Origin of the sequence: Dermabacter hominis NBRC 106157 (assembly GCF_001570785.1) — a bacterium.
GTDB lineage: Bacteria > Actinomycetota > Actinomycetes > Actinomycetales > Dermabacteraceae > Dermabacter > Dermabacter hominis.
Window position 1 is genome coordinate 69,158 of record NZ_BCSI01000006.1, and the last position, 13,052, is coordinate 82,209.

Sequence of the window (13,052 nt, forward strand, 5' to 3'; positions counted from 1 at the left end):
GCCGCGAAAACGCTAGCTAGGCTGCGATTTTGCCGGTGTGTGACGACTTACTCCAGGGGGTCCGGGTGCTCAAGTGGCGCGCGGACCCCCTTTGCCACGTAGACTGGCACGGTTCGCGCTGTTATCCGCAAGGAAACCGCGCCGAGAGTGTTCCGCACGCGCGCGTGCATGACGAGATCCTCTAAGGGAGTTTTCCAGTGGCCAAGCTTTTCGACGTCATCCTTCGTGCCGGTGAAGGCCGCGAGCGTAAACGCCTCGCCGACATCGCTCAACGCGTTGATGATATCGAGGAAGGCTTCCTCGAACTCACCGACGATGAACTTCGAGAAGAAACGGACAAGTTCAAGAAGCGTCTCGCCGACGGCGAGACGCTCGACGACATCCTGATCGAAGCCTTCGCGACCGTTCGCGAAGCCGCGCGCCGCACACTCGGCCAGCGCGCCTACCCCGTGCAGCTCATGGGCGGCGCTGCACTCCACCGCGGCGAGATCGCCGAAATGAAGACCGGTGAAGGCAAGACCCTCGTCGCGACCCTTCCCGCATACCTCAATGCGCTCGCCGGCAAAGGGGTCCATATCGTGACGGTCAACGACTACCTCGCGAAGTACCAGGGTGACATCATGGGCCGCGTATTTCGCATGCTCGGCCTCACAACAGGCGTGATCGTCTCCGGCCAGGACCCCGTGGAGCGCCGTAAGCAGTACGCCGCAGACATCACCTACGGCACGAACAACGAATTCGGCTTCGACTACCTGCGCGACAATATGGCGCACTCGGTTAGCGACAAAGTGCAGCGCGGCCACTTCTTCGCAATTGTCGATGAGGTTGACTCAATCCTCATCGATGAAGCCCGCACGCCCCTCATTATTTCCGGCCCGGCCACGGGTGACGTGAACAAGTGGTTCGCTGAGTTCGCGCGCGTCGCAACTAAGCTCAAGCGCGACCGTGACTACGAAGTCGACGAAAAGAAGCGCACCGTCGGCATCCTTGAGCCGGGGATCGACCTCGTCGAAGACCAGCTCGGCATCGACAATCTCTACGAGTCGCTCAATACCCCGCTCATTGGCTTCCTTAACAACGCCATTAAGGCCAAAGAGCTCTTCAAGCGCGACAAGGACTACGTCGTCATGAACGGCGAGGTCATGATCGTCGATGAGCACACGGGCCGCATTCTTTCTGGCCGCCGCTACAACGAAGGCGTCCACCAGGCGATCGAAGCCAAGGAAGGCGTCGCGATCAAAGCCGAGAACCAGACGCTCGCGACGATCACCCTCCAGAACTATTTCAAGCTCTACGACAAGCTCGCGGGCATGACCGGTACCGCCGAAACTGAGGCTGCCGAGTTCATGGGCACCTACAAGCTTGGCGTTGTCCCGATTCCCACGAACCTTCCTCTTCAGCGCATCGATCAGATGGACCAGATCTATCGCACGGAGAAGGCGAAGTACCGCGCGGTCGTCGCCGATATCGAGGAGCGCCACGAGAAAGGCCAGCCGGTTCTCGTTGGCACGGTGAGCGTGGAAAAGTCCGAGTACCTTTCCGGGCTGCTCAAGAAGAAGGGCATCCCTCACAACGTCCTCAACGCTAAGAACAACGAGGGCGAGGCTGCCGTTGTCGCGATGGCGGGCCGCAAGGGAGCCGTCACAGTCGCGACCAATATGGCCGGCCGAGGCACCGACATCATGCTCGGCGGAAACGTTGAGTTCATGGCGCATAAGGAACTCGAGAACCGCGGTCTCAGCGCCGAAGAACAGCCCGAGGAATACGAGGCGGCGTGGGATGACGCGCTCGAGAAAGCCCGTGAACAGGTCGCCAAGGAACACGATGAGGTTGTCGACCTCGGTGGTCTCTACGTTCTTGGCACGGAGCGCCACGAATCCCGCCGTATCGATAACCAGTTGCGCGGCCGTTCGGGCCGCCAGGGAGACCCCGGCGAGTCCCGCTTCTACCTGTCACTTCAGGACGATCTCGTGCGTCGCTTCTCGCAGGGACGTGCCGAACAGATTCTTGAGCGCGGAGGCGTTGACGAGGACACGCCGCTGACGGGCAGGATCGTGACAGGGTCGATCCAAGGCGCTCAAAAGCGTATCGAGGCGCAGAATTTCGAGATTCGTAAGAATGTCGTGAAGTACGACGACGTTCTGACGAAGCAGCGTGCCCGCGTGTACGAGGACCGCAATCGCATTCTCGAAGGTGAGGATCTCGAAAACTCCATCACTGGCTACATCGACGACGTCGTGGGAGCGCTCGTGCGTAACGCGACTGCCGGCAAGAGCGCCGAGGACTTCGAACTCGAGGAGCTTTGGGGCTCGCTCAAAGCGCTCTACCCCGCCTCCATCACGGCCGAGGACGTCGTTGAGGAAGTTGGCGGCAAGGAAAACCTCACGGCAAAGCGTCTTGAGCGTGAGATCCGCTCCGACATCGCGCTTGCCTATGAAAAGCGTGAAGACGAGCTTGGAGAAGCAGCGATGCGCCAGCTTGAGCGCCGCGTTCTCCTTTCGGTGATCGATCGGCGCTGGCGCGAGCACCTCTACGAGATGGACTACCTCAAGGAGGGGATCGGTCTTCGCGCTATGGCCCAGCGAGATCCGGTTATTGAGTATGCGCGCGAGGGCTTCCTGATGTACAACGACATGGTCGCTGGCATCAAGGAAGACGTCGTGGGGTACCTGTTCAATCTTGATGTCAAGGTGCAGCAAGCGCCCAGCAAGGGGCAGGTTCCCGAGCAGGTTGCAAAGCTCGTGCGCGAAGCTGCCGCTCAGGCAAAGGCTGTGCCGGGTGGGGCGAAAGCCGGGTCTGGGGCCACAAACCAGGCCAGCGACTCCGAGGGCATCGAGATCGCGGCGAAAGGCCTTGGCGAAGGGCCGAAGGTTGAGGACTTCTCCTACAGCTCTGCTGAGGGCGAAGCAGCCACCGAGCGGCCGCTCTCGCGTGCCGAGCGTCGCCGCAAGGAGCGCGAGGAGCGCAAACGTACGAAGAACAACTGACTTTCGCCGTCGGTTAAAGCCTGCTGACGTGCGTTAGCCGAGTTCGAGAGTTGTAATTTTCCAGCCGGAACGCTTCTTCTCCCACCTCATGCACACGAACCTGGGGCGAAGGGAGTCTCGCACGACCGAGTTCGCCTCGATCACGCGGTCGCTGACTCTACAAATGTGCACACCGCCGGCACTCACGCGTGGGGCGACTTTGATACCAGCAGCGTGCCGGTAGGCGTTGACGCAGGAGACGCGTTTGGCGAAGTTTTCCTGTTCTTGCGGAACGAGAACTTTGCCTAGCGACGTGACGGGGCGATAGCCGTTGAGTACCTCAAGTGCTTGACGCGAGACTGCCTCAACGAGCCTGCGTGCCTTGACGTCGTCGTCGAATGGGGTTTCGATGCGCGGTGACGGGGAATGAGGATTGGTGAGCATGGCGTGAATCTTTCTGCGTGGTGCGGCTAGTGATCAAAGGTTGAAGATTTGGCCGGGGAAGATTAGATCGACGTCGTCGATTTCGGGATTGAGCGCGGCGATTCTCTCGATTTCGCGAACGATAGCTCCGTTGGTGGGGCGTTCACCGTTGAGGCTGGTGAGATGGCGCTTTGCGATCGTCCATAGCGTGTCGCCCTGCTTCACTGTGTAGGTATCGCTCGAACGTGGCGCCGTTGCGGTGCGAGCGGCGGTAGGAGCCGGAGATGCGTTTTCTTGCTCGATAGCGTTTGGGGCAGCCGCTGGCGCTGGGAGGGCCTGCGAGGCGCCGCTGTACGCCATCGATTGCGAAGGTGTGGGCTCCGCGGTCGTCTCTAGGCTTGGGATGGTGCCCGAGCCTGCCTCTCGTGGAGCCCAACCGAGGGTGGTGACGTCGGATAAAGGGATGCCTTCACTATTGCCGATAGCCTCCACGGGGTTGTCTCTTTCCCCCGAATCGGAGGCGTGCGGAGTGGCTGTGGCAGACGGGGGCGTTGGTGCGGCATCGGCGAGAGCTCGTGTGGGGTCGCCAAGGGAGAGGGCTGTTGCCGAGATCCCAAGTGCGACGACCGCGAGACGCGCGGCTCGCGGAGACCAGAGGCGAAGAGCCTTGAGAGCAAATGTGCGGCGAGAGGAGTGCCTGGGCGCGGTGAGCGCGCACGAGATGAGAATCCAGGTCACGCTTAAGTGCGCGGTGAGCGCGGCGAGCCCTCCGGCGCCTAACGCGAAGACCGAGAGCGCGAATTCTCTGGTGCCTTCGCTCGAGTGAGCGCTATGCAGCGCGAAGGTGAGTGCACCGACAGCGGCGACGCTCGCGATGAGCCACGCGAGCGCCTTGGCGAAGGCGCGAGTTTTTCGAATTGCGACGGGTGCCAATGTGGAGAGCTCGGTGGACTGGAAGCTCTCTGCGCGGTGGCTGCGCGCGGTCAACGTCGTGGTCACAGTGTTCCCCCTATGCGTGAGTGCGACTGCTCGCTCACAGAGACGTCGAACCTTTGCTGAAGCAGCAGAAGGCCTCGCGGGAGTACTGAGCACGTACGCACCATTTGATGCAGTTTGATGAACTTTGATGTTCGGGAATGATGTTATGTGCTTTTTGGTGGATGTGCAAGAGGTCACTGTGGAGAGTGCGATAGCTTGTCGCCATGAGTGCCGATGACCGTCTCGAGGATCTCGATCGCTGGCTCGAGCGAGAGCGCCTTGAACGCATTCGCCAAGACGCGCAGGAGCTCGCCGAAGCAGAGCGTGCGGAAGTGGGACTCCTCGACCGAATCGCGGGGACCGCGGGACAGGCTGTGACGATCAGTCTTTGCTCGGGTCGGGCATACGAGGGGCGAGTGCGACGTGTCGGCCGCGATTGGATCGAGCTCGATGCTCTCCACCCCTCGCGCACAATGTTCGTGAATGCGGCGAAAGTCGCGTGGGTGAGTGGCGCTCTTGGTCGGGTGCGACCCGGTGACGAGCGGCGACCGCGGCTAGGGCTGCGCAGTGCTGTGCAAGAAATGGCCGAAACTGGGCGTCGTGCAGTGATCGTGACGGTGGCCGGGGACCTTACCGGGGTGGTGGCGCGAGTGTTCGCAGATCACTGCGAGATCAGGGCGGTCGCAGGGGCCGACGCTTCCAGGCGGACGCAGAGCGCTATTTCCGTGCCGTTTTCCTCGCTCGAAGCTATCTGGGTCGTTTAGTTCTATCGCGTGCGCTCGGCGGTGCGGGCGCTGTTGTGCGCATGAATTTCCGCTTCGGTCTCGGCGTAGGCGCGATCGACGAACGCGCGTAACTCTGCCTCTTCAACGCGCCACTGGCCGCGCCCTCCAAGTTTGATTGCGCGCAGACTTCCGCTCCGCACAAGCGAGTAGGCCTGCGGTTTTTCGATCGCGAGGATCTCGCACACCTCATCGAGCGTGTAGAAGTGCATTGGCATGGTGCTCCTCGGTCAACTTGGCTCTCCACTATTTTTGCATGAACAGTCATCCGGATTGGCGACCCTGTGGATAAGTGTCGACGGGTTGGTGCCCCGGCAGTTGTCCACATTTGGAAAAACCGCTCGCATGCTGCCACGACTGTCGTTATGCTCGTCGTGAACTACGTGGTTCACGAACATTGGGGGGTCAATGGGGGAGCGCACGCGCTTTCGACGCATCAGAAAGAATCCATACCGCGATACCCGCTTGCTTACGGGCGCTGCACTCGTGTTAGGTAGCACTCTCGTCGGGGGCCTGGCATTCACGATGGTGTCCTCGAGCGAAGACGTTCTTGTCGCGACAACCGATATCGCCGAGGGTGACGTGCTCACACCCGAACAATTTACGGTGGCCGAGGTCCGCATGGGGGAGAGTCGTGAGCACTACGTGCACAAAGCCGCCTCGATCGCAGAGGGAAGCGTTGCCCGTGAAAGCATCGCGCGAGGCGAGCTTCTACCCCGCAGCGCCGTCGGGCAAGCGACAGATTCATCGATGCGCCCCGTTACCATTCAGGTCGATCAGCCAGTCACGTCTTCGCTCAAAAAGGGTGCACTGGTTGACGTGTGGGCTTCCGGTGGTGAGGATGCAGCCAATTCGACGATCCTCGTGGAGGGTGCCGTCGTTCGAGGCGTTGATGAGGGTGGCGGGCTCAGTGGCCGTGGCGCGCGAGTTGAGGTCCTCATCCCCTCCGCACACGTGGCAAGCGTGCTCGATGCACTCGGAACAAAGCGCAACCTCTATGTTGTCGAAGCGCCGGGACTTTTTGAGGATTCCGAATGATCGACATCCTCGTCTGCGCGTCGGGTGCCGACGAAGTTCAGCTGGTTTCGACCATCGCGCAGCGACTTTCCACTCGTTGCCGTGTGCTTAGGCGGTGCGTTGACCTTACGGAGCTTCTTGCTCTCACACGAGCCGAACTCGGCGATGTTCTCCTTCTCGATGTTGATGTTGCGGGGCTTTCGCGTGAAATCGTCCACGAGATCAGGCGTGGGGGAACCGGCGTCATTGCCGTGACGTCTCAGTCGAGCCGCACCGATCCTGCGACACTTGGAATCACCCTCGAAGTGCACGGCGGAATCGATGCCGATGAGCTCTACGATGTGCTCTTGCACGCGGGGCTCGAAACGCAGGATCCCGATCACTCTACGTGGACCCAAGAGCCAAGCACCGACGAAGCAGCCTCTCCGATGCTGACCGTATGGGGCCCCGAAGGCGCCCCCGGGCGCTCCTTCGTCGCCGCACATCTTGCGCACGAACTGTCGCTTCTCAGAGGCGAGAGCATTCTCATCGATGCCGACACCTACGGTCCGTGCCAATCACAGATTTTCGGCGTCCTTGATGAAGTGCCCGGGCTCGTCGCCGCATGTCGAGCAAGCGATAAAGGCGCGCTCACAGCCGAGCTTGTCCTCCAGTATTCTCCGCTCGTAAGCGAAGACCTCCACCTCCTCAGTGGAATAGGCGTCCCCTCGCGTTACATCGAGGTCTACGACAATGCCCTCGAAGCGGTATGTGGAAAAGCTCGAGAGGCGACGAACACCGTCGTTGTTGATGTCGCCGCGCCAATGGACCACGAGGGAAGCGGGGGTGACTTCGGGGCTCAGCACCGCAATGGCGCCACGCGAACCGCACTTGCGTCGGCCTCACACGTGATCGCCGTTGTGGCCGCTGATCCCATTAGCGTGACGCGCTTTGTGCGTGAAGCTCCCCAGGTCATGGAGCTCGCGCGGAATCCCGTGACCGTCGTCGTCAACAAACTCGACTCAAGCGTGACGCTCGCGAGCATCGAGCGGACTCTTCGCGCGCGCCTCGATTTTGATACGTGCCTCGCCCTCCCGCTCGATGCCGCGGTAGCCTCTCGCGCGAGGTGGGACGGCGTCCTCCTGTCAGAGTCTGCACCGAAATCGAAACTTCGGCAGGCGCTCATGCGGCTCGCCACTCACGTCGACCAGAATCTTCTTCGGTAGTCTTGAGGCCTCAGCTGTTACTAGCCAAGGAGAGGCACATGCGCGTGTTCTGCCCTGTGAATGCGCTCGCGGGAGATACGAGCGTTCTCGATATGACGGTCCCGACGTTCGACCTTCCCGCAGGTGCGCGGGTGTGGGGTGTGCCGGCCTCGGCGACTAAGGGGCTCGCTGGTGATGAAGCCGAAGAGCGCGAATTCGAGGCGATGTGTGAATGCATCCTGTCCCTCGCCCACGCGCACAGAAGTGAGGGCCGGATTGCGATCGCAGCATTTGACCTTCCCGATCGCGCACTCGAGAGCGACGCCTCGGTCGACGTTGGCGAGTGGTCGCACCTCCTTAAGAGCGAGGCGATAACGGTGCCGCTACGGGCCTATCTCATCACCCAGAATTCGGCCGCTGAGGTTGCCGACGACCCCTACGCTCCCGATGTGTTGTGGTTCGACGCGAGCGAAGCCAGCGTCGTCAGGGAGTTCCTCGAAGCCTAGCGCTCGTTTGCGAGGACGTCGTTGGCAAATGCTTCCTCGGTGTCGAAGGCATCGCCCGCTGCTTCGAGTGCGGCCTTTTCGATTGCGCCTCCCACGAGGGGAATTTTTACGTTGAGGTTTGCCTCGATGCTCATGCGCGAGCCGTCGCCGCTGCCGCTGAGAGTAAAGTCCGCCGAAAGGTCGACCGGAAGAGAGGCGACCGTCGCGCGTAGGCGCCCCGTCCGGGAGCCGCCGTCGGGAGCGTCCCAGTCATGCACGATGGTCACGTTGAGGCGTTCGGGCAGGAAACGGTTGAACTTGTCGTGGCCGATCTGCTCGCGTGGCACAGTCGCCTGGATCGTCGTGGTGAAGGCGCCGTCGGGATTGCCCTGGACATCCACGTGCGTATCGTTCACGCCGAGCCTTCGCGCACGCTCAGCTGCGTGCTCACTGCTCGCGTAGAAGCGCGCGACGCGCTCAACGCTCGCGCTGTAGTCGATGGTGTCGTGGAGTGTTTTCACTGTCGTCTCCTCACATCTGGTGCTGACCTAAGACTAGCGGCGCGCGGCGAGACGAGCGTGTGCGCGGTGCCGGACTCAAGCCGTGAGGCAGTAGGCTTGAGATATGGCTCCCACCGTGAACAACGTGCTTACCTATGACGATGAAACGCCGAGGCCCGAGGTTGAGTGGCTCCAGCTTCTTCTCGGTGATTGGCAGGTCGTCTCGGACCTGCTGGGTTCCGATCTTGTGCTGTGGGTGCCGCGCGAAGAGGGGATGTGCGCGACCGCGCATTCACGCCCGGCCAATGGCAGTACGGTGTATTTCGAGGACCCGATCTCGAGTGTCTACACGCGTGAGGATTGGCCCGAGCTACTCGCGGCCTATGACAATGCGGGAGCAGGCGTCGACGATGTCGACACATTCGTGACGGTCGAGCGCGAGTCTCGCCCCGCATTCGTGCGCTTTGCCCCCGTTCGTCGCAAGGGCGTGGTCCTCGCGATCGTGTCGATCGAATCGTTTACATCGCCCGCCGATGCGCGACTCACCGCCGCGGAACAGGAGCAGCATCGGCTTGGCCGAGAATTGCTGCTCATGATGGGGGAGGGGGCGTTCCCTATCAAAGGGGCGCCCGTTCCGCCTCGCCGAGGGGCTCCTCGTGTGGGTGACGGTTGGGTGTCGGTCGATAGCGAAGGCGTTGTAAAGGCCGCCTCTCCGAACGCACTTTCCGCCTTCCACCGGTGCGGGATGCAGGGAGACATGGTGGGGTCTCTCCTCGCGGAGCTCGCGACCGCAGATCTGCAATCTCGAATTCCCGTCGATGAGTCGCTTCCACTTGTGTTGACGGGGCGCGCCGCGTGGCGCGTCGACATGCAGGCAAAAGGCGGGATCCTGTCACTGCGCGCGATCCCGATCACGCGCCGGGGGCAGCGAACGGAGGCCATCATTCTCGTACGCGATGTGACCGAGGTGCGCCGTCGCGAAAAAGAGTTGATGACTAAGGACGCGACGATCCGCGAGGTTCATCATCGCGTCAAGAACAATTTGCAAACGGTCGCTGCGCTTTTGCGCTTGCAGTCGAGGCGCATGAAGTCCGACGAAGCGAAAGACGCGTTGCTTGAGGCAATGCGGCGCGTCTCGACGATCGCACTGGTTCACGAATCCCTCTTGCAGGGAAGCGAAGAGACCGTTTTGCTTGACGACGTGATCGACCGCTGCTTGCGCCTCGCGGTCGATGCCGCCTCGGCAACGGTGCATGACGGTGACCACGCGAGCGGCATCGGGCAGGTTGCGGTCGCGACTCACAAGGTTGGCAAGGCAGGGCTCGTACGCGCGGAGGAAGCGACCCCGCTCGCGCTTGTCTTGACGGAGCTCGCGACGAATGCCGTCGAACATGGACTTTCGGAAACCGGAGGAAACCTTACGATCACGAGCGAGCGTAGCGGAACCCATCTCGTGATTGACGTCGACGACGACGGCAAGGGGATGCCCAGCAGGCCCGAGGGGCTCGGCACGAATATCGCGCAAACCCTCGTGCAGGGGGAGCTTGGTGGCGTTCTCACCTGGGAGAATAGGCCCGACGGCGGCACGCGCGCCACGATTGATGTGTATCTCGACCCGATCTCACGCTAGGGAGTGGGGAGGGCAAGCCCAGAGTTGACGCGGCTGTGCCTCGCGGCGGTAACGCCGCTAGATACGGCTAGAAAAGATACGCCCGTGGGCAGTGGCCGCTAGGCGACGCGTCGCGCTCGCGCGGTGCGGCGCTTAAGTGAGCGGCGCTCATCTTCGGAAAGACCGCCCCACACGCCGGAATCCTGGCCGGATTCGAGCGCAAATTTCAAGCAGATATTCATGACCTCGCAGCGTTGGCACACGGCCTTGGCTTCCTGGATCTGGGTGATCGCCGGTCCCGTGTTCCCGATGGGGAAGAAAAGTTCGGGATCTTCGGTGAGGCATGCAGCGCGGTGGCGCCAATCCATCGGGTCACTCTCTCTTTCCAGTGCATCGTGACCGTAGTGGGGTCACAATGGCGTGTGGCCCAGTGGGCCTCGACATCAATACATATCGCCTCTCACACGGTGGTGTCGAAGCGATGTAGTACTCCATTGTTCCTGGCAACGTCGCTAATGGACAAGGATCTAGCGAGAAGATCCCTCGTTATCTTTTCCACACCGCATGCATCTTGCCAGCGGCGGTCACACGGCGTACCGGGCATTAGGGTGGGGGCATGACTTCCGTTAGCGGTGCCCCCGGTTCCAAGGCGCAATCTCAACTCCCCACGCACCCGCTGCGCTGCGTGAGCGTTGCGCTTCTCGTGGTCGAGGCGCTCCTGCTTCTCGCCGCTGCGCTCTATGCCCTCGTGACGCTCCCCGCTCAGTCCCCGAAACTGTCAACGCTCGCCGTGGGACTCACCGCATGTCTAGGGATCTTCGCCCTGATGGTCGCGCTTGCCGCGCGTTCGCTCATGAAACGCGGTCGCTACGGCGTGAGCTTTGGAGTGACATGGCAGCTTTTTCAGGCGCTGGTTGGGGGAAGCCTCATCCGTGGAGGTCTCCTTTGGGCTGGCTTTACTGCGCTCGGCCTCGCGATTGCGCTGTTCGTTCTTCTCATACGCCCTGAGAATCGACCCGATCGCGAGCTCTTTATCGCCGACGAAGACTAAGCCGCCGACGCATCTAGGCAGGCGTCGGATTCTGCCGATCAATGAGATGGGCGCCCTCGTTCGTCACGTTTCCAACGTCGTCTCCCACCCGGTAGGCTTCAAGTGCTTGAGCTGGGAGCTGCCCTTCAGAGCCATTGATCCAGGTATGGGCGTCGTTCCCCGTTGCGAAAGACTCGAAACCGAGCCAAGTTTCGCGGCCCTCGGGGTTGAGGAAAACGGGCATGCGGGAATGGATTCGTTCGAGTTGTCCCTCGGCCGCTTTTGTAATGATCGTCGCTGTCAACAGCCATTCGGCTTCTGGCCGCGCAGGATCTTTCCACCATGACACGAGGCCGGCTGCATACAGGAGTGGGGCGTGCGGATCGTGGAGGTAGTGCGGGATTTTCCCGTTCGGTCCCGATTGCCACTCGTAGTAGCCGTTCATGGGGACGAGGGCGCGATAGCGGCTAAGGGAGCCGCGAAAACTTGGCTTTTCTACGAGAGTTTCTCGCCTCGCGTTAAAGGTTTTCGCGGAGAACGAGAGGTCTTTTGCGAACCGTGGGACGAGGCCCCAATAGGCGGTACGCACAGCTCTTGTGAGCGTGCCGGTATCGCGTTCGACCCCCTCGGTCACGACATAGATCGGCGTCGTGGGAGGGATGTTGTAGCGCGCCGCCAGGTGCGGATCGGCGCGATCGAGGGCGCCGATGTCATCGAGAAGCGGCTCGATTTCCTGGAAAAACGCGAAACGCCCGCACATGGCGACGCCGCAGCCTAATCCTGCGCGTCGCGCGCGCTGTCCTCGGTGGCTGAAGCCGCGGGCTCCTCACCCGATGACTCGTCGCTTTCGGAGACGGAGAAGACACCCTCGTCGCCCTTGCGAAGCGCGTCCTCACCCGCGAATGTCGCCGTGTAGTTGCCTTGGTTTTTGTAAAGGTTGCCGACGCGGATTTCGCGGCCTTCCTCAACGATTTTGGCGTATTTGAGGTCGGCTTTTGTGGGCGGTTCGGCGCCTCGACTTGGAAGTTCGAAACCGTCCTCGGCGGGCATACCAGCGGCGAGCTGGCGGCCGCGCAAAACCTCGGCGTCAAAAGCTGCGCCGAGAATGAGGACGATGCTCACGACCCACAGGACGAACAGGATTGCCATGACGCCACCGATAGCGCCGTAGCTCGAGTAACTCGCCGCGGTCGACATGTAGATGCTGAGCGCAACGAGCGCGAGGGCAATGCCCACGATGGCGAAAATTCCACCCGGCGAGATGAAACGGTACTTGTGCTCAAGGTTCGGCGTCGCCCAGTACAGCAGCGACACGACAGCGAACAAAAGTGCGAGCATGAACGGCCACTTCACCCACGCCCAAATCGGGATAAAGGTGTCGGTGAGGAAGGACAGAAGATCCGGCATCTGGATCGCCGAGAAAATGGGGCCGAAGAGGGAGTCGACCATGCTTTGGTTGAGCAACATGGAAATGAAGAGCAGGAGGATTCCCACGATGAGTGCGGCAGTGACCGCGAGCATCGAGAGGTTGAACTTGACGGGGCCGCGGGTCTCCTCCACTCGGTAAATTTTGTTGGAGGCTCGCGAGAATGCCTTAACGAACGCCGAAGCCGACCACAGGGCGGTCACGATACCGATGATGAGAGCGATCGTGCCCGAGGAGGTCGACCCGAGGAGGGATTTGAGTGTGGATTCGATCGGGCCGCTCAGATCGCCCGAGCCCTTCGCAATGTTCGACTTCGCTACTGCATCGGTAATGAGCCCGACGATCTCGTCCTGGAAACCGCTCAGCAGGAGTGCAGCAAGCGAGAAAAGGGCCAGGAGGGATGGGGCGATGGCGAGGACGATGAAGTACGTGAGCTGAGCGGCGAGATCCGTTCCGCCCGCTCTAGAGAATTCCGTGAGAGTGCGCCTTGCCGCGTACGTCCATTCGGTCTTCGACATCTTTGCTTCGGCCGCGGTATCGCGGGTGGAAAGGCGCGTTGCCATGCGGTCATCCTCTGGGACGGGGAACGGGACGACGCGAGTCTATACGGCCGATCTGCACGTATGCCGTACCGCACACTCACCCGCAGTCT

The 13,052-nt window shown here is 61.4% G+C and carries 14 protein-coding genes; 7 read left to right on the plus strand and 7 right to left on the minus strand.

The window, feature by feature from the left end; all coding sequences use genetic code 11:
- The first annotated feature begins 197 nt into the window (after positions 1-197).
- Positions 198-2,987, plus strand: coding sequence for a preprotein translocase subunit SecA (secA, locus tag DEHOM01_RS07045; RefSeq protein WP_061212124.1), 2,790 nt, complete (start codon positions 198-200; stop codon positions 2,985-2,987).
- 33 nt (positions 2,988-3,020) lie between these two features.
- Here the strand turns inward: secA and DEHOM01_RS07050 are convergent, their stop codons facing one another.
- Together DEHOM01_RS07050 and DEHOM01_RS07055 are read right to left on the minus strand one after the other, a co-directional pair.
- Positions 3,021-3,410 (minus strand): Rv3235 family protein, encoded by a 390-nt coding sequence (locus tag DEHOM01_RS07050; protein ID WP_061212125.1) that lies wholly within the window; start codon positions 3,408-3,410, stop codon positions 3,021-3,023.
- Positions 3,411-3,443: 33 nt separating this feature from the next.
- Positions 3,444-4,388: a LysM peptidoglycan-binding domain-containing protein gene (locus tag DEHOM01_RS07055; RefSeq protein WP_061212126.1), complete on the minus strand. Its 945-nt coding sequence runs from the start codon at positions 4,386-4,388 to the stop codon at positions 3,444-3,446.
- 203 nt (positions 4,389-4,591) lie between these two features.
- On the opposite strand from DEHOM01_RS07055, the gene DEHOM01_RS07060 reads away from it, so the two are divergent.
- Positions 4,592-5,131 carry a hypothetical protein gene (locus DEHOM01_RS07060; protein ID WP_061212127.1) on the plus strand — a complete coding sequence of 180 codons (540 nt, stop codon included), beginning with the start codon at positions 4,592-4,594 and terminating at the stop codon, positions 5,129-5,131.
- Between the two features lie 2 nt (positions 5,132-5,133).
- Here the strand turns inward: DEHOM01_RS07060 and DEHOM01_RS07065 are convergent, their stop codons facing one another.
- Entirely contained in the window at positions 5,134-5,367 is a 234-nt protein-coding gene (locus DEHOM01_RS07065) for a helix-turn-helix domain-containing protein (protein ID WP_034373922.1), read from the minus strand.
- Between the two features lie 268 nt (positions 5,368-5,635).
- Between DEHOM01_RS07065 and DEHOM01_RS07070 the strand changes: the two genes are divergently transcribed.
- The 3 genes from DEHOM01_RS07070 to DEHOM01_RS07080 are packed head-to-tail and all read left to right on the plus strand — an operon-like array spanning position 5,636 to position 7,856.
- On the plus strand, positions 5,636-6,187 hold the full coding sequence (locus DEHOM01_RS07070) for an SAF domain-containing protein (RefSeq protein WP_167346660.1): 552 nt from the start codon (positions 5,636-5,638) through the stop codon (positions 6,185-6,187).
- Positions 6,184-7,371 carry a CpaE/TadZ family protein gene (locus DEHOM01_RS07075; protein ID WP_061212129.1) on the plus strand — a complete coding sequence of 396 codons (1,188 nt, stop codon included), beginning with the start codon at positions 6,184-6,186 and terminating at the stop codon, positions 7,369-7,371. Before DEHOM01_RS07070 ends, DEHOM01_RS07075 begins: the two co-directional genes overlap by 4 nt.
- 38 nt (positions 7,372-7,409) lie before the next feature.
- Positions 7,410-7,856: a hypothetical protein gene (locus DEHOM01_RS07080; RefSeq protein ID WP_061212130.1), complete on the plus strand. Its 447-nt coding sequence runs from the start codon at positions 7,410-7,412 to the stop codon at positions 7,854-7,856.
- Here DEHOM01_RS07080 and DEHOM01_RS07085 read toward each other — a convergent pair.
- A complete protein-coding gene (locus tag DEHOM01_RS07085) occupies positions 7,853-8,356 on the minus strand; it encodes a DUF2505 domain-containing protein (RefSeq protein ID WP_061212131.1) in 504 nt (167 codons plus the stop codon). The two genes, DEHOM01_RS07080 and DEHOM01_RS07085, sit on opposite strands and share 4 nt — an antisense overlap.
- 103 nt (positions 8,357-8,459) lie before the next feature.
- On the opposite strand from DEHOM01_RS07085, the gene DEHOM01_RS07090 reads away from it, so the two are divergent.
- Complete coding sequence (locus tag DEHOM01_RS07090) at positions 8,460-9,965, plus strand: sensor histidine kinase (RefSeq protein ID WP_061212132.1); 1,506 nt, start codon at positions 8,460-8,462, stop codon at positions 9,963-9,965.
- Positions 9,966-10,063: 98 nt separating this feature from the next.
- On the opposite strand, the gene DEHOM01_RS07095 is transcribed toward DEHOM01_RS07090, so the two are convergent.
- On the minus strand, positions 10,064-10,312 hold the full coding sequence (locus DEHOM01_RS07095) for a WhiB family transcriptional regulator (RefSeq protein WP_016664986.1): 249 nt from the start codon (positions 10,310-10,312) through the stop codon (positions 10,064-10,066).
- Between the two features lie 248 nt (positions 10,313-10,560).
- Here DEHOM01_RS07095 and DEHOM01_RS07100 point away from each other — a divergent pair, with 248 nt between their 5' ends.
- Positions 10,561-10,995: a hypothetical protein gene (locus DEHOM01_RS07100; RefSeq protein ID WP_156468323.1), complete on the plus strand. Its 435-nt coding sequence runs from the start codon at positions 10,561-10,563 to the stop codon at positions 10,993-10,995.
- A gap of 13 nt (positions 10,996-11,008) precedes the next feature.
- Here DEHOM01_RS07100 and DEHOM01_RS07105 read toward each other — a convergent pair whose 3' ends face one another.
- Positions 11,009-11,734, minus strand: coding sequence for an SOS response-associated peptidase (locus DEHOM01_RS07105; protein ID WP_061212134.1), 726 nt, complete (start codon positions 11,732-11,734; stop codon positions 11,009-11,011).
- Between the two features lie 14 nt (positions 11,735-11,748).
- A complete protein-coding gene (locus DEHOM01_RS07110; RefSeq protein WP_061212135.1) occupies positions 11,749-12,963 on the minus strand; it encodes a YihY/virulence factor BrkB family protein in 1,215 nt (404 codons plus the stop codon).
- Between the last annotated feature and the right edge of the window lie 89 nt (positions 12,964-13,052).